This window comes from Streptomyces purpurogeneiscleroticus, assembly GCF_020024005.1.
Lineage (GTDB): Bacteria > Actinomycetota > Actinomycetes > Streptomycetales > Streptomycetaceae > Streptomyces > Streptomyces purpurogeneiscleroticus.
This window is the reverse complement of record NZ_NHSG01000293.1, coordinates 14,479-32,613: the sequence shown is the minus strand read 5'-3', so window position 1 is coordinate 32,613 and position 18,135 is coordinate 14,479. Positions and strand designations below refer to the sequence as shown.

13 protein-coding genes and 2 pseudogenes are annotated in these 18,135 nt (G+C 71.7%); 8 read left to right on the top strand and 7 right to left on the bottom strand.

Annotated features, from left to right (window positions below; all coding sequences use genetic code 11):
• The 5 genes and pseudogenes from CCS38_RS18855 to CCS38_RS18835 form a co-directional block, all read left to right on the top strand.
• Positions 1–236, top strand: a pseudogene (locus CCS38_RS18855) (hypothetical protein); the annotation flags it as partial.
• 130 nt (positions 237–366) lie between these two features.
• Entirely contained in the window at positions 367–1,284 is a 918-nt protein-coding gene (locus CCS38_RS18850) for a metal-dependent hydrolase (protein ID WP_223734460.1), read from the top strand.
• A 1-nt stretch (position 1,285) separates the two neighbouring features.
• The gene (locus CCS38_RS18845; RefSeq protein ID WP_223734459.1) at positions 1,286–2,365 is read left to right on the top strand and encodes a PDR/VanB family oxidoreductase; all 1,080 of its coding nucleotides are present in this window, start codon (positions 1,286–1,288) and stop codon (positions 2,363–2,365) included.
• Between the two features lie 85 nt (positions 2,366–2,450).
• On the top strand, positions 2,451–3,149 hold the full coding sequence (locus CCS38_RS18840) for a TetR/AcrR family transcriptional regulator (RefSeq protein WP_223734458.1): 699 nt from the start codon (positions 2,451–2,453) through the stop codon (positions 3,147–3,149).
• Positions 3,150–3,313: 164 nt separating this feature from the next.
• The gene (locus CCS38_RS18835; protein ID WP_223734464.1) at positions 3,314–4,237 is read left to right on the top strand and encodes a PP2C family protein-serine/threonine phosphatase; all 924 of its coding nucleotides are present in this window, start codon (positions 3,314–3,316) and stop codon (positions 4,235–4,237) included.
• A 22-nt stretch (positions 4,238–4,259) separates the two neighbouring features.
• Here the strand turns inward: CCS38_RS18835 and pulA are convergent, their stop codons facing one another.
• The 7 genes and pseudogenes from pulA to CCS38_RS18800 form a co-directional block, all read right to left on the bottom strand.
• Positions 4,260–6,905 carry a pullulanase-type alpha-1,6-glucosidase gene (gene pulA, locus CCS38_RS18830; RefSeq protein ID WP_223734457.1) on the bottom strand — a complete coding sequence of 882 codons (2,646 nt, stop codon included), beginning with the start codon at positions 6,903–6,905 and terminating at the stop codon, positions 4,260–4,262.
• A gap of 29 nt (positions 6,906–6,934) precedes the next feature.
• Positions 6,935–8,314, bottom strand: a pseudogene (locus CCS38_RS18825) (alpha-amylase); the annotation flags it as partial.
• Positions 8,315–8,483: 169 nt separating this feature from the next.
• Complete coding sequence (locus CCS38_RS18820; protein WP_372457113.1) at positions 8,484–9,545, bottom strand: LacI family DNA-binding transcriptional regulator; 1,062 nt, start codon at positions 9,543–9,545, stop codon at positions 8,484–8,486.
• The gene (locus CCS38_RS18815) at positions 9,542–11,137 is read right to left on the bottom strand and encodes a glycoside hydrolase family 13 protein (protein ID WP_223734454.1); all 1,596 of its coding nucleotides are present in this window, start codon (positions 11,135–11,137) and stop codon (positions 9,542–9,544) included. The genes CCS38_RS18820 and CCS38_RS18815 overlap by 4 nt, the downstream gene beginning before the upstream one ends.
• A 1-nt stretch (position 11,138) precedes the next feature.
• Positions 11,139–11,975 carry a sugar ABC transporter permease gene (locus CCS38_RS18810; protein WP_223734463.1) on the bottom strand — a complete coding sequence of 279 codons (837 nt, stop codon included), beginning with the start codon at positions 11,973–11,975 and terminating at the stop codon, positions 11,139–11,141.
• On the bottom strand, positions 11,972–12,850 hold the full coding sequence (locus CCS38_RS18805) for a carbohydrate ABC transporter permease (protein ID WP_223734462.1): 879 nt from the start codon (positions 12,848–12,850) through the stop codon (positions 11,972–11,974). The genes CCS38_RS18810 and CCS38_RS18805 overlap by 4 nt, the downstream gene beginning before the upstream one ends.
• 98 nt (positions 12,851–12,948) lie before the next feature.
• Entirely contained in the window at positions 12,949–14,217 is a 1,269-nt protein-coding gene (locus CCS38_RS18800) for an extracellular solute-binding protein (RefSeq protein ID WP_223734453.1), read from the bottom strand.
• A gap of 232 nt (positions 14,218–14,449) precedes the next feature.
• On the opposite strand from CCS38_RS18800, the gene CCS38_RS18795 reads away from it, so the two are divergent.
• The 3 genes from CCS38_RS18795 to CCS38_RS18785 are packed head-to-tail and all read left to right on the top strand — an operon-like array spanning position 14,450 to position 18,131.
• Positions 14,450–16,111 (top strand): glycoside hydrolase family 13 protein, encoded by a 1,662-nt coding sequence (locus CCS38_RS18795; protein ID WP_223734452.1) that lies wholly within the window; start codon positions 14,450–14,452, stop codon positions 16,109–16,111.
• Entirely contained in the window at positions 16,092–17,213 is a 1,122-nt protein-coding gene (locus tag CCS38_RS18790; RefSeq protein ID WP_223734451.1) for a LacI family DNA-binding transcriptional regulator, read from the top strand. Before CCS38_RS18795 ends, CCS38_RS18790 begins: the two co-directional genes overlap by 20 nt.
• Before the next feature lie 36 nt (positions 17,214–17,249).
• On the top strand, positions 17,250–18,131 hold the full coding sequence (locus CCS38_RS18785; protein WP_223734450.1) for a phosphatase PAP2 family protein: 882 nt from the start codon (positions 17,250–17,252) through the stop codon (positions 18,129–18,131).
• Positions 18,132–18,135: the final 4 nt, after the last annotated feature.

The window sequence follows — 18,135 nt, the reverse complement described above, 5'->3', positions numbered from 1 at the left end:
TCCGGGCCTGCGGGCCGCGGTCGCCGCACGCGCTGGCCGGGGTGCTGTGGAAGTCGGCGGCCGGGCACTGGTGGCTGGTGGCGGCGGGCAGCGAGGAGCTGCGCAAGGTGACGGCGGGCGGTGGGGTGACCGGCCGCGCGAAGGGCCGGCTGCTGGCGGTGCGCGCCGAGGCGGGCGAGCGGGCCCGGCTCTCGGCCCGGCTGCCGGACGGCGGCCGGCTCACGGCGCTGCACTGAGCGCCGGGGCCACGGGACGAGGCCACGCCGACGGGGGTACGGGCACGCGCCCGTACCCCCGTCGGCGTTCCACGGAAAACCTCGTGCAAGGGTCTGTCGCTCCCTCCTTACCCCCCAGTACATTGACGCCATGTCTAACAAGGCCCCGTTGCGGCCCGAGCCGGTCGCGTCCGAACACATACCGCTGAAGGCCCGCAACGTCGCTTTCGACTGGGCCGACACCCCGCTGCACTGGGTCCCCGGCGACCCGTCCACCACGCACACGATCAACGTGCTGCACCTGCTGCTGCCGGCCGGCGAGCGCTGGTTCGTGCACGTCTACAAGCAGGTGCTGCCGTACATCCGGGACGAGCGGCTGCGCGCCGACGTCATCGGGTTCATCGGCCAGGAGGCGATGCACTCCCAGGCGCACGACGACGTGCTGCCGCACCTCAAGAAGCAGGGCCTGGACCCCACGCCGTACACCGCGCAGGTCGACTGGTTCTTCGAGAAGCTGCTCGGCGACCGCACCCTGCCGCCGGGCCGCGCGCGCCACTGGTGGCTGCTGGAGCGGGTCGCGCTGATCGCCGCGATCGAGCACTACACGGCGTTCCTCGGGGACTGGGTGCTCAACGCCGAGGAGCTGGACGCCAAGGGCGCCGACGCCACCATGCTGGACCTGCTGCGCTGGCACGGCGCCGAGGAGGTCGAGCACCGCTCCGTCGCCTTCGACCTCTTCATGCACCTCGACGGCGGCTACCGGCGCCGCGCCCGTACCTGGGCCACCGCCTTCGCCGCGCTGGTCTTCCTGTGGCAGCGCGGCGTGCGCTTCTTCATGGCGAACGACCCGACGCTGCTGGACGGCAAAGCGTCCTTCAAAGAGTTCTTCCGGGCCGGGCGGCAGGGCGTGCTGCCGACCACCGGGGCCGTGGCCCGCACGATCCCGCAGTACCTGCACCGCACGTACCACCCCTCGCAGTACGGCAGCACCACGCAGGCCGCCGCCTATCTCGCCGCCTCCCCCGCCGCGACCGCCGCGGAGTCCCGCACCTCTCCCGGAGCCGCCTGACATGACCGCCGTCTTCCGCTCCCGCCGCGTCCGCGCCCTCGTCGTGGCCACCGGCGCGGCGCTGCTGGTCAACCGCGCCCTGCGCCGCCGGGTCGAGAAGTCCCCGCTGTGGCCGATGCCGGCCCTGGAGGAGCCGATATCGGGGACCGGGCGCCCCGGCCGCCGCGAACTGCTGGTCATCGAGCGCGCCGAGGAGGCCGAGGGCGTCGTACGGCTGCGCCTGGAGGGCGAGCGGCTGCCGGGCTGGGAGCCGGGCGCGCACATCGACCTCGTGCTGCCCTCGGGTGCGGTGCGCCAGTACTCGCTCTGCGGTGACGTCGCCGACGGCGGTACGTACACGATCGCCACCCGGCTCATCGAGGACGGCCGGGGCGGCTCGCGCGAGGTGCACGAGCAGCTGCACGAGGGCACGGTCGTGGAGGTGCGCGGGCCGCGCAACCGCTTCCGGCTGGCGGAGTGCCACGCGTACCTCTTCATCGCGGGCGGCATCGGGATCACGCCGATCCTGCCGATGGTCCGCCAGGCCGAGCGCGAGGGTGTGCCGTGGCGGCTGCTGTACTGCGGGCGGTCGCGCGCCTCGATGCCGTTCCTGGCCGAGATCGAGAAGCTGGCGGGGGCGGGCGGGGACCGGGTGAACGTCGTCGCCGAGGACGAGGACGGCCGGCCGGACCTGGCCGCCGCGCTCGCCGGCGCGCCGCCGCACTCCGCCGTGTACTGCTGCGGCCCGCAGCCCCTGATGGACGCGGTCGCGGAGCTGCTTCCCGAGGGGCTGGAGCTGCACACCGAGGCGTTCGCGCCGGTGGCCGGCACGGCGGGCGGCGCCTTCGAGGTGGAGCTGCGGCGCACCGGCGGCACGGTCGCGGTGGCCGGGGACCAGAGCATCCTGCGCGCGGTCCGCGAGCAGGCCCTGCCGAACCTCCCGTACAGCTGTGAGCAGGGCTTCTGCGGTACCTGTCTGCAGACGGTGGTCGAGGGCGACATCGACCACCGCGACGAGCTGCTGACCGACGCCGAGCGCCACGACCAGATGCTGATCTGCGTCTCGCGCTGCCACGGGGAGCGGCTGGTGCTGGATCTGTGACGCGGGCTCTCCGTCGGGGCTGAAGCGGTGCGGGCCGGGTGGCGGTGGCATACCGCTGCCGCACCCCGGTCGTTAGGGTGTTCGCATGACGACCGGGGTACGCCGCAGGATGGGCGTCGAGGAACGCCGTGACCAACTGATCTCCGTGGCTCTGGGCCTGTTCAGCCACCGCGCCCCGGAGGATGTGTCCATCGATGAGATAGCCGAGGCCGCCGGCATCTCGCGGCCGCTGGTCTACCACTATTTCCCCGGCAAGCAGAGCCTGTACGAAGCGGCGCTCGGCCGGGCCGCCGACGAGCTGGCCGCGCGCTTCGTCGAGCCGCGCGAAGGCCCGCTGGGCTCCCGCCTGCTGCGGGTCATGGGCCGCTTCTTCGACTTCGTCGACGAGCACGGGCCCGGCTTCTCCGCGCTGATGCGCGGCGGTCCGGCGGTCGGGTCCAGCCGCACGAGCGCGATGATCAACGGCGTGCGGCAGTCCGCGTACGAGCAGATCGTCGCCCACCTCGGCCTGGCCGCCCCGGCGCCGCGCATGGAGCTGGTGATCCGCTCCTGGATCTCGCTCGCCGAGTCCACCGCGCTGCAGTGGCTGGACGGCAAGCGCATCCCGCGTGCCGAGCTGGAGCGCCAGCTGGTGCACGACTTCGCCGCGCTGGCGGCGGTGAGCGCCGCGTACGACGAGGAGACGGCGGAGACGCTGCGGGCGATCCTCGCGGCCGAGCCGATCGACGGCCCGTTCGCGGAGCTGGCGGCGCGGCTCTTCGCGCTGGTACCGAGTGACGCATGACCACTGGGCTCCGTTAACGATCGTTTTCGCGTCACCACCCGACACTTCCCGTCGCCGGGCGATCGTCTGCCACCTGCTTCTGACATCCGCTTCCGCGCGGCTCCGCGGCGGTGCCAGAGTGGCCGTCCCAGCGCCGGTCGTGGGAGGGACGTGGGTTGACCGCGATGGAGTTCATCGGCGCACTGCTCGAGTACGGCTGCGGCCTCCTCACCGGCCTGGCCTGCGGCGCATTCGCGCTGCGCCGCTCGCGCACCACGCCTCCGGTGCTCCACGCGCACGACGACCACGACGACCACGACGCGCGCGGCGCGCGCGGCGCCGCGCTGGCAGCGGTCGCGCGCGCGGCCCAGCAGGCGCTCCTGCAGCCCCTTTCCGGTGAGCTGAACGGTGTCCTGCTCGCCGGCCGCTACCGCCCGGCCATCGAAAACGCCGTCATAGGCGGCGACCTGCTCAACGTGGCGAACTCCCCGTACGGTCCGCGGGTACTGATCGGTGATGTGCGCGGCCACGACCTGGAGGCGGCGCGGCTCGCGACGCTCACGATCGGCTGCTTCCGCGAACACGCCTTCACCATGCCCGACCTGGTCCAGCTGACCAGGACGCTGGACGCCCGGCTCGCGCCCGAGCTGGACGCCGAGGGGTTCGTCACGGCCGTGCTGGTCGAGTTCGCGCCGGGCGAGGTACGGCTGGTCAACTGCGGCCACCCGGCCCCGCTGCGGATCGGCACGCGGCTGGAGCCGCTGGCCCCGGACGAGCCGGAGCCGCCGCTCGGCCTGCAGCCGGCCCCGCGTCCGCAGCGCGTCCGGCTGGGCACCAACGAGCGGCTGCTGCTCTACACCGACGGACTCATCGAGGCGATGGATCCGGACGGTGACCCCTTTCCGCTGGACGAGCGGGTCCGCGAGGCGCTGACCCGTCCCACGCTGGACGACGCGGTCGAAGCGCTGCAGTCCCTCCTCACGACGCACACGGCGGCGCCGCTCCGGGACGACCTGGCGCTGATGCTGTGCCAGCCGGGCGTCCAGTCCCAGATGCCGTCCGTTTCCACGGCGTGCGGGCCGCGGAAACGGACGAGCGGCGGCTGCTGAGAGGGCCGGGCCGGTCGCCGGGTCAGCCGCGGGTGAAGACCGCGACCGTACGGCCCGGGACGGTGAAGGTCCCGGCGCCCTTCTCGTAGGACGAGGTCCGTACGACCGGGTCGGCGCCGCGGGCCTGGACCGGGTGCAGCGCGTACGGCTGCCCGGCCACGTCCCGTACGGTCTGTGCCTGCCGCTCCGGCGTGGCGTTGAGGACCACGACCAGCCGGCCGAGCCGCATGGTGACCACGCCGGGCGTCTCGTCGCGGCCGGACAGCGGGAAGGACAGCGCCCGCTGCACCTGCTCGGTGGTGGCCAGGCCGAAGTCCGGCTCGGTGGCGCGGATGCGGGTGAGGTCCCGGTACGCGGCCGAGGTGCCGGTGATCTCTGCGCAGCCGGGGCGCAGCGCGGGGTCGGCGAGCAGCGGCCGCGCGTACGGCCACTTGTCCTTGTTGTCGGCGGCGGGCGGCAGGCCGCGCCCGAAGCCGTTGCCGTCGGCGCAGTTCCAGTGCAGCACGTTGAACCAGTCGCCGCTGTCGTAGGAGTTGCGGTCCAGCGACTTGGAACGGAGCAGGTCGGTGCCGGCCTGGGAGAGCGCCGGTCCCTGGGAGAGGGTGGCGGTGGCCAGCGCGAGGACCTGCATACGGGCGCGGTCGGCGGGCTTCGTGCGCTGCGGGAGCTTGTAGGCGAGCGCGTCGTAGAGGGTCTCGTTGTCGTGCGCGTCGGCGTAGGCGAGGGCGTCGCCGGGGGCCGCCGCGTAGCCGGCGGGCGCGCCGTTGTAGTCGACCTGCGAGCCCTTGACGCGGCGGCCCTTGCTGTCGGTGAACGTGTAGTCGGCGAGGCCGCCGGTCAGCCCGACCTTGATGAGGTCCTGGTAGTGCAGCAGCCGGGCCTTCTGCTCGTCCCGGTTTCCGTTGGCGGGCGAGTCGTTGGGGTCGGTGAACAGGCCGGAGGCGAAGCCCTGGACGCGCGGGTCGGCGTCGAAGGGGCCGCCGCCGCGTACCGCGTCGCGGGCGCGGTCGTCGAAGGTGGCGATGCCGGTCCCGGCCATGTTCTTCTGGGTGGCCTGGACGAAGCGCGCGTCGTTGGCGACCTCGCCGAAGTTCCAGCCCTCGCCGTAGAGGACGATCGCTTTGCCGTCCACGCCGTCCTTCGCGGGCGTGAGGGCGTCCAGGGCCTGGCGCACGGCGACGATGTTGGCCTTGGGGTGATGCCCCATCAGGTCGAACCGGAAGCCGTCGACCTTGTACTGCTTCGCCCAGGTCACGAGCGAGTCGACGACGAGCTTGCCCATCATGGTGTGCTCGGGCGCGGTGTTGGCGCAGCAGGTGGAGGTGGCGACGGTGCCGTCGTCCAGCAGCCGGTGGTAGTAGCCGGGGACGATGCGGTCCAGTACGGAACGGGGGTCCTGGCCGCTCGCGAGGGTGTGGTTGTAGACGACGTCCATGACGGCGCGCAGCCCGGCGCCGTTCAGGCCCTGGACCATGCGGCGGAACTCCACGGTGCGCGCCGTGCCGTCCGGGTCGGAGGCGTAGCTGCCCTCGGGGACGGTGTAGTGCACCGGGTCGTAGCCCCAGTTGTACGCGTCCTTGGCGGCGGTCTTCGCGACGCACTCCTGCTGTTTCTCGGAGTCCGGCGGGTAGGACGCGAGGTCGCAGTCCGGTTCGGTCCGCCGGTCGCGGCGCTCGGGGACGGACCCGAAGTCGAAGGCGGGCAGCAGGTGGACGTGGCTGGTGCCGGCGCGGGCGAGGCTGCGCAGGTGCCGCATGCCGTCGGAGCCGCGGTCGGTGAAGGCGAGGTACTTCCCGGGGTGCCGGGAGGTGCGGTCCGCGACCGAGAAGTCGCGGACGTGCAGCTCCTGGATACGGGCGTCGCGCAGCGGTACGGCGGCGGGCTTCTTCAGCCGGTCCCAGCCCCGGGGTGCGAGGCGGGGGTCGGCGAGGTCGGTGACGAGGCTGCGCTCGGAGTCCGCGGTGAGCCCGGTGGCGTAGGGGTCGGTGACCTTGTTGGTGACGGTCCGCCCGGCGGCGGGCGCGAAAACCGTGACGGCGTAGCGGTACGGCTTGCCCGTCCAGTTGCGCTCTCCGCGCGCCGACCACACCCCGGTCCGGTCGTCGCGGGTCATCGGCACGGTACGGCCGTCCAGTTCGAGGGCGACGGTGCGCGCGGTGGGTGCCCAGACGGAGAGGGTGGGGCGGCCGCGGTCGAAGACCGGGCCGAGCCGGGCGCGGGAGGCTTCCGCGCCGTACAGGTCGTCCAGCACGCCGGGTATCTGGACGCCGGTGGCCTCGCGCAGGGTGCCGTCGGCGGCCCGGCGGGTGGCGACGAGCCGGTCGCGCAGCGCGGTGGCGGCCTGCGCCCGGTCGCGCGGGTCGACGGTGAAGGCCGGGAAGTCCTTCAGATGCGGGTACTCGGCGCGCTCGTCGGGGGTCAGGGCACCGGGGGCGAGGCGCAGCCGCCGGTCGCCGTCGGGGCCGGATTCGAGCTGGAGGGTGCCGCCGGCCGGGTCGGGCGCGCCCTTCCAGACGACGGTGTCCCGGTCGATCCACTGGGCCTCGGCCTTGGCGGGGTAGGGCGGCGGGGCCGCCTGCGCGGGCGCGGCGCCGGGCAGGGCGGCGGCCGCCGCGGCGCAGAGCGCCGCGGCGAGCGCGGTGACGGTTCGGCGGAGGGTGCCGGTCACGGAGGTGATCTCCTTCAGGATGTTCAGCCGCAGGTGCGGGCGCCGGTGTGCAGCGCGAGGGCGGTGTTCGGGGCGAGGGTGGCGGTGAACCGCCCCGACCCGTCGACCGTGACGGTCCGCCCGCTCTGCACGTCGCAGTAGTTCCCGGCGGGCAGCGCGCTCTGGAACGTGCGGCTCAGGCTCGATCCCTCATGGTTGATCGCGGCGTACGCCTTGTCCCCGCGCCCGAAGGCGATGGCGTTGTTGCCGTTGTCCCACCAGTGGGTGACGGCGGTCCCGTGCGCGGTGTTGCGGAAGGCCACCATGGCCTTGATCTCGGGCCACTTGTGCTGGCACTTCCAGCCGTCCTGCCAGCAGGCGTTGACCGTGCCCCCGTTGGGCGGCCCGGCGTCGTGGTCGGTGAATTCATAGCCGGAGTGGACGTCCGGGGAGCCGTACGGCCAGGCCAGCATGAAGACGTTGGCGAGGGTGTAGTCCGCGCCGTTCTTGTAGCTGAGCGTGGAGCCGTTGCGCTCGGTGTCCCAGTTGTCGACGAAGACGCCGGACTTGCCGCTCGCCATGTAACCCCAGCCCTCGCCGAAGTTCTTCAGGTACGCGAGCTTTTCGTTCTGGAAGACGCGCTTGAGGTCGCGGCCGTAGCGGAATTCCTGCACGTCCCCGTTGCCGAGGTACTCGCTCGGCGAGACGGCCTCGCCCTCACCGTGGATGGCCTCCTGCTTCCAGTACACGCCCGGGTTGCTCAACCGGCCCTTGATGGCGGCCAGATCCTCGGCGGGCATGTGCTTGGCGGCGTCGATACGGAAGCCGTCCACGCCGAGCGAGAGCAGGTCATTGAGGTACTGCGCGATGCGGGAGCGGACGTAGGGCTCTCCGGTGTCCAGGTCGGCCAGGCCCACCAGCTCGCAGTGCTGGACGTTGAAGCGGTCCCGGTAGTTGCTGATCTGCGCGGTGCAGTCGTCCATGTCCTGCGGCTGGTAGATGCCGGGGTAGGTGTACTTGGAGTACGAGGAGCCGCCGGTGCCGGTGCCGGACCCGGCCGACATGTGGTTGATGACGGCGTCCGCGACGACCTTCACACCGGCCGCGTGACAGGCGTCGATCATGTTCTTGAAGGCGGTGCGGTCGCCGAGCCGGCCGGCGATCTTGTAGCTGACCGGCTGGTACGAGGTCCACCACTGGCTGCCCTGGATGTGCTCGGTGGCGGGCGAGACCTCGACGTAGCCGTATCCGGCCGGGCCGAGGGTGCCCTTGCACTCCCGGGCGACCGAGTCGTACCGCCACTCGAAGAGTTCGGCGGTGACGTCCTTGGTGCCGGGCGGCGCGGCCTCGGCGGGAGTGCCGAGGGCCGCAGCGGTGAGCGCGAGGGCGGCTGCCGCACAGCCGCGGGCCAGGGGTCTGAGAGGGGGCATGGTTCCTCCTGAGGGGGAGACGACAGCCTTGCCCGGCAACGCGCCATGCCCGTAAGGCTGTTGTTGTTCTATCCGCCGCAGTCCGTTGTTGCAAGACCTTTCGCAAGGCATTGCAACGGTGTTAACTTCAGCGGGCAGCACCCCGGTCCGGCCGGCCGGGGGCCACCCGTTACGCGGGGGGCCTCACGCGCCCGGCCGGCCGGACCGGTCCCCCGGGCACCGGCCCCGTCGACCCCCGCACCACCAGTTCCGGCTGGAAGACGAACTCCGTGCGCTGTACGGGGTTCCCCTGGATCTCCTCGATCAGCGCGCCGACCGCCGCGGTCGCCATCGCCTGCACCGGCTGCCGCACGGTGGTCAGCGGCGGGTCGGCGAACGCGATCAGCTGCGAGTCGTCGAAGCCGACCACCGACAGCTGCCCCGGCACGGCGAGGCCGCGCTGCCGGGCGGCCCGTACGACGCCCAGCGCCATCAGATCGCTGCCGCACACCACCCCCGTACAGCCCGCGTCCAGCAGCGCGGCGGCCGCGGCATGCCCGCCCTCGACGCTGAACAGCGTGTGCTGCACGAGCTGTTCGGCCTCGGCCTGTGCCAGGCCGAACAGCTCCTCCATGGCCGCGGTGAACCCCTCCGCCTTGCGCCGGGACGGCACGTACCGGGACGGGCCGACGGCCAGCCCGATGCGGGTGTGCCCCAGCGCGGCGAGGTGGGTGACGGCCATCCGGGCGGCCGCCCGGTCGTCGGGCGAGACGAACGAGGCGTGGATGTCCGCGTTGTAGCCGTTGATCAGGACGTACGGCACCCCGCGCGCGGTGAGGCGGGTGTAGCGGGCCGGGTCGGCACCGGTGTCCGCGTGCAGCCCGGAGAGGAACACGATCCCGGTGACGCCCCGCGCCTCTAACTGCTCGACCAGCTCGTCCTCGGTCGCGCCGCCCGGCATCTGCGTGCAGAGCACGGGCGTGTAGCCGTGCCCGGCCAGGGCTTGCTCGATGATCTGCGCGAACGCCGGGAAGATCGGGTTGGTCAGCTCCGGGATGACCAGCCCGACCAGCCCCGCGCTGCGCCGCCGCAGCCGCACCGGACGCTCGTAACCGAGCACGTCCAGTGCGGCCAGCACCCGCTGCCGGGTGGCACCGGCCACCCCGGTCCTCCCGTTGAGCACCCGGCTCACGGTGGCCTCGCTGACATCGGCCTGCGCGGCGATGTCGGCGAGCCTGGGGGGCAGCGTCACGCGGTCCACCACACGGCCGTGTCCGCGGCCAGTTCGTAGGTGCCGGGCCGGCCCGGGAGCTCCTGGGGCAGGGCTCCGCTGGACAGGAGCGGCCGTCCGGGGACGGTCAGCCGCACGGTCTCCGCCGTGGTGTTCACCGCGCAGGTGAAGCCGCCCGCGCGGCGGAAGTGGAGCACGCCCTCGGGCGCCGGCTGCCACTCCACTACGTCGCCCGCGCCGAGCCCGGGGTGCTCCCGGCGGACGGCGAGCGCCGTGCGGTACAGCTCCAGCGTGGAGTCCTGGTCGCCGCTCTGCGCCGCGACGCTCAGGGACGCCCACTCGGCGGGCTGCGGCAGCCAGCTGCCGCCGGTCCCGAAGCCGTACGGCGCCTCCGTACCGGACCACGGCAGCGGCACGCGGCAGCCGTCCCGCAGCCCCTCCTGCCCGTTCTCCTTGAAGAAGGAGGGGTCCTGGCGGACCTCGTCGGGCAGGTCCGTGACCTCCGGCAGGCCCAGCTCCTCGCCCTGGTAGACGTACGCGGAGCCGGGCAGCGCGAGCATCAGCAGCGCGGCGGCGCGGGCGCGGGGCAGGCCGCCGCCGAGCCGGGTGCGGTGGCGTACGACGTCGTGGTTGGAGAGCACCCAGGTCGTGGGCGCGCTCACCGGGCGCATGGCGTCCAGCGAGGAGTCGATGACCTCGCGCAGCTCGGCCGCGTCCCAGCCGGCGTTCAGGTAGTGGAAGTTGAACGCCTGGTGCAGCTCGTCGGGGCGCAGGTAGAGGGCGGTGCGGTCGGCGCTGGGCGTCCACGCCTCGGCAACCGCTATGCGCTCCCCCGCGTACTCGTCGAGGACCTTCCGCCAGGAGCGGTAGATCGCGTGCACGCCGTCCTGGTCGAAGAAGGGCAGTTCCTGGTTGCCGAGCAGCTTGAGCTGTTCGGCGTGGCCCATGTCCGGCAGACCCGCCGCCTTGACCAGGCCGTGCGCGACGTCCACCCGGAAGCCGTCGACGCCCAGGTCGAGCCAGAAGCGCAGGATGGAGCGGAACTCGTCCTGGACGGCGGGGTGTTCCCAGTTGAAGTCGGGCTGCTGGGGGGCGAAGAGGTGGAGGTACCACTCGCCGTCCGGGAGCCGGGTCCAGGCGGGGCCGCCGAAGATGGACTCCCAGTCGTTGGGGGGCTCCTCGCCGTTCTCGCCACGGCCCTTGCGGAAGTGGAAGCGCTCGCGCAGGGTCGAGCCCGGCCCCTCGGCCACCGCGCGCTTGAACCATTCGTGCTGGTCCGAGCAGTGGTTGGGCACCACGTCGACGATGGTGCGCAGGCCCAGCTCCCGGGCGTCGCGGAGCAGTGCCTCGGCGTCCGTCAGGTCGCCGAACATCGGGTCGATGGCCCGGTAGTCGGCCACGTCGTACCCGGCGTCGGCCTGCGGCGAGGCGTAGAAGGGGCTGAGCCAGACGGCGTCGACGCCCAGGTCCCTGAGGTACGGCAGCCGGTCGCGGATGCCGGCCAGGTCGCCCATCCCGTCGCCGTTGCCGTCGGCGAAGCTGCGCGGGTAGACCTGGTAGATCACCGCGTGGCGCCACCACTCGGTGGCAGGGGTGGTGGAGTTCTGGTTCATGTCATCCCTTGGTCGTGCCGGCGGTCAGGCCGGATACGAGATGGCGCTGGGCGAAGGCGAAGACGGCGGCCGCGGGCACGGCGACGATCACGGCCGCGGCGGTCATCGATCCCCAGTCGTTGTTGTACTGACTGACGAAGGTCTGCAGGCCGCCGGCGAGGGTGAGGTTCTCCTCGCCGGTCATGAAGGCGGACGCGTAGGCGACCTCGGCCCAGGCCGTGACGAAGGTGTAGAAGCCGGTGACGGCGAGCCCGGGTCGGGCGAGCGGCAGGACGAGCCGCCAGAAGGTGCCGAAGGGGTTGAGCCCGTCGACGCGGCCCGACTCGTCGATCTCCACCGGGATGGTGTCGAAGAACCCCTTCATCATCCAGGCGCAGAACGGCACGGCGATGGTGAGGTAGGTGATGACGAGGCCCGTGGGCTGGTTGAGCAGGCCCAGGCTCGCCATCAGGTTGTACAGCGGCACGATCAGCACGGCCACCGGGAACATCTGCGTGATCAGCAGCAGCCACATCAGCGGGCGCATCCCGGGGAAGCGGAAGCGGCTGACGGCGTAACCGGTGGTGGCGGCGAGGAAGACGCCGAGGACGGTGGTCACGCCGACGATCACCACGGAGTTCCCGAACCAGGTCAGGAACGCGGTGTCCGCCAGTACATGGGTGTAGTTGGCGAGCGTGAAGTCGGTGACCGGCTCGGTGGTGAAGGCGTCGTTCTTCGGCTTGAAGGAGGTGACCAGCAGCCACAGCGGCGGGAAGACCGCGACGACGGCGGCGGCGATGAGGGTGGCGTGCAGGCCGGTGGAGGCCAGCGGGCTTCTCTTCTTGTCGCGCACGGTCACCACACCTCGCCCTGCTTGCGCAGGCTGCGCCGGTAGACGATCGCGACGGCCGAGAGCAGCAGCAGGATCAGCACGCCCCAGGCGGCCGACTCGGAGAAGTTGCGCGGGCTGTCGATGAAGGAGAGCCGGTAGGCGTACGTCACGAGGATCTCGGTGGCGTCGCCGGGCCCGCCGCGCGTCAGCAGGAAGATCACCGGGAACATGTTGAAGGTCCAGATCGTGCTGAGCAGGATCACCGTGCTGGAGACGGAGCGCAGGGACGGCACGGTGATGTGGCGGAACCGCTGCCAGGGGCTCGCGCCGTCCATCTCCGCGGCCTCGTACAGCTCACCGGGGATGGACTGCAGCCCGCCGAGCAGCGCGACGAGCATGAAGGGCACGCCGAGCCAGACGTTGACGGCGATGACGGAGAGCTTTGCCCAGGTCGGGTCGTTGAGCCACGGGATCGCGTCGATGCCGCCGCCCTGGAGGAGCTTGTTGAGCAGGCCGTGCTTCTCGTTGTAGAGCATCCGCCAGGTGAAGACGGAGATGAAGGCCGGGATCGCCCAGGGCAGGATCAGCGCGAGCCGGTAGAAGGTGCGGCCCTTCAGCTTGCGGTTGAGGAGGTTGGCGAGGACCAGGCCGAGCGTGAAGGTGAGCCCGACGCAGGCGACGGTCCACACCACGGTCCAGCCCAGCCGGCTCCAGAAGACGCTGTCGCTCAGTACGGCCGTGTAGTTGTCCAGGCCGACGAACTTGTACGTCGCCGGGATGTGGTTCATGCCGATGTCGCGGGCGACATTGGCCTCGGTGGCGTCGGTGAGCGAGAGGTACAGGCCGCGGACCAGCGGGTAGCCGATGATGACCGCGAGGACGAGCACCACCGGGGCGACCATGGTCCAGGCGTACCAGTGGGTGCTCAGGGTCCGGCGGAGGCGGCCGGGCGGCGCGGAGCGCACCGCTCTTTCCTGGCTCTTGGGGGGAGCGAGCGTGGTCACTTGTAGTCCTTGAGCAGCTTCCGGTAGGCGTCACCGGTGTTCTTGGCGGCCTGTTCGGGGGTGGCGGAGCCGGTGAGGACCTTGTTCATCTGGACCTTGACGGGCTCGAAGAGCGAGTTGCCCTCGGCGATCCAGGGGCGCTCGACGGCCTTCTCGACGGCGGGCCGGAAGAACTTGACCATCTCGTTGTCCTTGACGGACGGCACGTCGTAGACCGACTTGCGGGTCGGCAGCAGGCTCAGCTTCTCGGTGGTCTGCTGCTGGACCTTGGCGGAGCTCATGTACTTCACGAACTCGTAGGAGGCGTCGAGGTTGCCGGAGCCCGCGTAGACGGAGAGGTTCCAGCCGCCCTGCGGGGAGCCCTGGGCCTTGCTGCCGCCGGGCACGGGCGCGACGCCGAGGTTGCTCTTGTCCTTGAATTCCTTGCCGGCCAGCGCGCCCTCGATGTCCCACGGCCCGTCGACCGCCATCGCGACGTCGCCGTCCTTGAGGGCCTTGAGCTGGTTCTCCTGGCCGTCGGTGGCATCGGTGACGGCGGCCTTGGAGTCGACCAGGTCCTTGATCGTCGCGAAGGCCCGGACGCCGGCCGGGTCGTCGATGAGGACCTTCTTGCCCTTGGCCTCGACCATGTCGCCGCCCTCGCCGTAGAGGTAGGGCAGGAACCAGTACGGGTCGTCGCCGCGCAGGTAGAGCGCGGTCGCGCCGGTCTTGGACTTGATCTTCTTGGCGGCGGTCTTCAGCTCGTCGAAGGTGCTGGGCACCCCGACGCCCGCCTCCTTCAGCAGCTTCTTGTTGTAGAAGAGCCCGAGGGTGTCGATGACCTGGGGCGCGGCATAGGTCTTGCCCTTGAAGCGGGTGCTGCCGGCCGCCTGCTCCAGGAAGTCCTCGTTCTTGTCCAGCGCGGGGGTGTTGTCCAGCGGCGCGAGGTAGCCGAGGTTGGCGAAGTCGGCGACCCAGGCGACCTCGGTACGCATCACGTCCGGCGCGCCGGAGTTGCCGCCGGCCGCGTTCTTGAACTTGGCGTTGGCCTCGCCGAAGGGGACGTTCACGTACTTGACGTCGACCCCCGGGTGCTCGCGCTCGAAGCCCTCGGCGAGCTTCTTGTACGTCGCCTTCTCGGCGTCGTTGGAGGTGTCCCAGAAGGTGACGGTACCGGACAGTTTGCCGCCGCTCTTCTGGTCGCTCCCGCCACCGTCACCGCCGCAAGCGGTCGTCGTCAGTGCCAGACCCGCGACCAGCGCGGTGGCCGCTATGCCACGTCGCATTGTGAACTCCTTCTGGAAAAGCCCGAGATACGTACGAGTTACGAACGAGGTACGTAGGAATCCGCCCGAGAGGGCGTCAGGAACGTAACAGCGGCGAAAAGAAACCGAAAGAGCTTGCGGCAAATTTCTGCAAGACCACCGGAAGATGTTGCAGCCCGGTTACCTCGACCCGTCACCCCGGCCCCCGTCGGGGCGTTGATCATCAGTAGCCCGATCGACCGAAGGACGGCCGATGACCCATGAGCTGACCTTTCCCTCGCCCGCCGCGCCGCCGGCCCCGGACCGCCCCGGCACCGGCTGGTGGCGCGACGCCGTCATCTATCAGATCTACGTACGGTCCTTCGGGGACGGTGACGGTGACGGCATCGGGGACCTGCCCGGCGCCCGCGCCCGTCTGCCGTACCTGAAGGAGCTGGGCGCCGACGCCGTCTGGCTGACGCCGTTCTACGCGTCACCGCAGGCCGACGGCGGGTACGACGTCGCCGACCACCGCGCCGTCGACCCGCTCTTCGGCACCCTCGCCGACGCCGAGGCGTTCCTGGACACCGCCCACGAGCTGGGCCTGCGCGTCATCACCGACATCGTCCCGAACCACACCTCCGACCGGCACCCGTGGTTCCGCGACCCGGACCTCGCCCGCGAGCGGTACATCTTCCGGCCGGGTCGCGGCACCCACGGTGAGCTGCCGCCCAACGACTGGGAGTCCGTCTTCGGCGGCCCCGCCTGGACCCGCACCGAGCGCGGCGACTGGTACCTCCACCTCTTCGCGCCCGAACAGCCCGACCTGGACTGGGAGCGCCCCGAGGTGCGGGCCGAGTTCGATGCGATCCTGCGGTTCTGGCTGGACCGCGGCGTCGACGGCTTCCGCATCGACGTCGCGCACGGCATGGTCAAGGCGCCGGGGCTGCCCGACGTCGGCCGCCGGCAGCAGGCCCGCCTCATCGGCACCGACGTGCTCCCCTTCTTCGATCAGGACGGTGTGCACGAGATCCACCGCCACTGGCGCCGGCTGCTGGACTCCTACTCCCCCGAGCTCTCCGAGCAGGGAGGATCCCCGGAGCGCATCGGTGTCGCCGAGGCATGGGCCCCGGACGCCGGCCGCCTCGCCCGCTACGTACGCCCCGACGAGCTGCACCAGGCGTTCAACTTCCACTTTCTGCAAGCGGACTGGGACGCGGCCGCGCTCCGCCGCGTCATCGACGAGTCGCTGGCCGCCACCTCCCTGGTCGGCGCGCCCACCACCTGGGTGCTCTCCAACCACGACGTGGTCCGCCACACCACCCGACTCGGCAGCCTCGCGCGCGCCCGCGCCGCCACCCTCCTCATGCTCGCCCTCCCCGGCTCCGCCTACCTCTACCAAGGGGAGGAGCTGGGGCTGCCGGAGGTCACCGAGCTGCCCGACGCGGTCCGCCAGGACCCCGCGTTCTTCCGCGGCGACGGCCAGGACGGCTTCCGCGACGGCTGCCGGGTGCCGCTCCCCTGGTCCGGTACGGAGGCGCCGTACGGCTTCGGGCCCGGCGGGAGCTGGCTGCCGCAGCCGGCGGGCTGGGCGGAGCTGACCGTCGAGGCGCAGACCGGCACCCCCGGCTCCACGCTGGAGCTGTACCGTGCCGCGCTCGCCTGGCGTCGCGCGCTGCCCGGCCTCGGCGACGGGCGGATGAGCTGGCTGGACGCGCCGGAAGGGGTGCTGGCGCTGCGCCGGCACGGCTTCGTGTGCGTACTGAACACCTGCACCCGGCCGGTGGAGGTGTCGGGCGCGGGCCGCCCGCTGCTCGCGAGTGCGCCGCTGCGCACCGAGGACGGCCGGGTCCGCCTCCCCGGCGAATCCTGCGCGTGGTGGGCAAGCCGGATCCCGACCGGTAAGGTCGGCTTCCATGACCGCGCGCCTGGCTGACATCGCAGTACAGGCGGGTGTCAGCGAAGCCACCGTCAGCCGGGTGCTCAACGGCAAGCCCGGCGTCTCCGCCACCACCCGCCAGTCCGTACTCGCCGCACTGGACGTCCTGGGCTATGAGCGCCCGGTACGCCTGCGGCAGCGCAGCGCCGGGCTGGTCGGGCTGATCACGCCCGAGCTGGAGAACCCGATCTTCCCGGCGTTCGCGCAGGTCATCGGCCAGGCCCTGACCCGTCAGGGCTACACCCCGGTGCTCGCCACGCAGACCCCCGGCGGCTCGACCGAGGACGAGCTGACCGAGATGCTGGTGGACCGCGGCGTGGCCGGCATCATCTTCGTCTCCGGGCTGCACGCCGACACCACGGCGGACATGGGCCGGTACGAGGCGCTGCGCGGCCAGGGCGTGCCGTTCGTCCTGATCAACGGTTACTCGGACAAAGTCCAGGCGCCCTTCATCTCCCCGGACGACGGCGTGGCGATCTCCCTCGCGGTCACCCACCTCGCGGCCCTCGGCCACGAGCGCATCGGCCTCGCGCTCGGACCGCGCCGCTTCGTGCCGGTGCAGCGGAAGGTCGAGGGCTTTCTGCGCGCCATGCGCGAGCAGCTCGGGATGACCGCCGACGAGGCGACGGAGCTGGTGCAGCACTCCCTGTACACGCTCGAAGGCGGGCAGGCCGCGGCCGGTGCGCTGCTGGAGCGCGGCTGCACGGCGGTGGTCTGCGCGAGCGACATGATGGCGCTCGGCGCGATCCGGGCGGCCCGGCAGCGCGGCCTGGAGGTGCCCGACGACGTCTCGGTGGTGGGGTACGACGACTCCCCGCTGATCGCGTTCACCGACCCGCCGCTGACCACCGTCCGGCAGCCGGTGCAGGCCATGGGCCAGGCGGCGGTGCGGGCCCTGCTGGAGGAGGTGGGCGCCGACCTGCCGGAGAGCCCGTCCGGGACCTCGCGGGCCCCGCTGCGTACGGAGTTCGTCTTCCATCCGGAGCTCGTGGTGCGCGGTTCGACGGCCTCGGCGCGGCGCACGGACCCCGACGGCGGCACGGGTATAGCCTCCCCCTCCGGGGCGAGAAAGGCTGTCCAGGACCCGACTCCAGGATGATCGGGTCTACCCCGATTTCTGGCAGACTGTCGGGCTATGGGTGATGCCAACGCGAGGATCCTTGACGGCCGGACGAGCGCACCGACACCCCCACCGCAGCGTTCCGGCCCGCCTCGCGGACGGGCGTCCGCCGCCCGGGTGCGCGGCGCGGCAAGACCTCGACTGTGGTTCGAGATCCTGCTGATCGCGGTCAGCTACTGGACGTACTCCCTGATCCGCAACGCCGTGCCGGAGCAGAAGACGCAGGCGCTGAGAAACGCCGACTGGGTCTGGCGGGCCGAGCACAGCATCGGCATCGCCGTCGAACACACCGTCAATCACGCGATGAATGCAGTGACCTGGCTGATCGTCGCGATGAACTACTACTACGCCACGCTGCACTTCATCGTCACCGTCGGCGTCCTGGTCTGGCTCTACCGCCGGCACCCCGGCCGCTACGCCGCCTCCCGGCTGGTCCTCTTCCTGACCACCGCGGTCGCCCTGCTGGGCTACTACTTCTTCCCCCTCGCGCCGCCCCGCCTGATGCCGGGCGGCCATTTCATCGACACGGTCATGGTGCATGACACCTGGGGCTCGATGGCCTCGGGCAACCTGGCGAGCATGTCGAACCAGTACGCGGCGATGCCCTCGATGCACATCGGCTGGTCGCTGTGGTGCGGCCTCACCCTCGCGCTGCTGGCGCGGCACACGTGGGTACGGGCGCTGGGCGTGCTGTATCCGGTGCTGACCCTGCTGGTGATCGTCTCCACGGCCAATCACTTCTGGCTGGACGCGGTGGGCGGCGTGCTCTGCCTGGCGTTCGCCTTCGCGGTGGCCCGCCTCTGGTACGGCACCACCCTCTCGCGCCTCCCCCGACCGGGCCCGGCCCCGACCCGTCCGTCGGAACCGAGCCCACAAACAAGCCCGTCCGGCGTTTGAGGAC

What these genes read in the sequence shown, in the direction of transcription:
- CCS38_RS18795 (WP_223734452.1), top strand. Translation starts at nt 14,450, where the DNA reads ATGACCCATGAGCTGACCTTTCCCTCGCCCGCCGCGCCGCCGGCCCCG.
- CCS38_RS18785 (WP_223734450.1), top strand. Translation starts at nt 17,250, where the DNA reads ATGGGTGATGCCAACGCGAGGATCCTTGACGGCCGGACGAGCGCACCG.
- CCS38_RS18815 (WP_223734454.1), bottom strand. Translation starts at nt 11,137, where the DNA reads ATGAACCAGAACTCCACCACCCCTGCCACCGAGTGGTGGCGCCACGCG.
- CCS38_RS18835 (WP_223734464.1), top strand. Translation starts at nt 3,314, where the DNA reads ATGGAGTTCATCGGCGCACTGCTCGAGTACGGCTGCGGCCTCCTCACC.
- CCS38_RS18840 (WP_223734458.1), top strand. Translation starts at nt 2,451, where the DNA reads ATGACGACCGGGGTACGCCGCAGGATGGGCGTCGAGGAACGCCGTGAC.
- CCS38_RS18790 (WP_223734451.1), top strand. Translation starts at nt 16,092, where the DNA reads ATGACCGCGCGCCTGGCTGACATCGCAGTACAGGCGGGTGTCAGCGAA.
- CCS38_RS18805 (WP_223734462.1), bottom strand. Translation starts at nt 12,850, where the DNA reads ATGGTCGCCCCGGTGGTGCTCGTCCTCGCGGTCATCATCGGCTACCCG.
- CCS38_RS18845 (WP_223734459.1), top strand. Translation starts at nt 1,286, where the DNA reads ATGACCGCCGTCTTCCGCTCCCGCCGCGTCCGCGCCCTCGTCGTGGCC.
- CCS38_RS18800 (WP_223734453.1), bottom strand. Translation starts at nt 14,217, where the DNA reads ATGCGACGTGGCATAGCGGCCACCGCGCTGGTCGCGGGTCTGGCACTG.
- CCS38_RS18850 (WP_223734460.1), top strand. Translation starts at nt 367, where the DNA reads ATGTCTAACAAGGCCCCGTTGCGGCCCGAGCCGGTCGCGTCCGAACAC.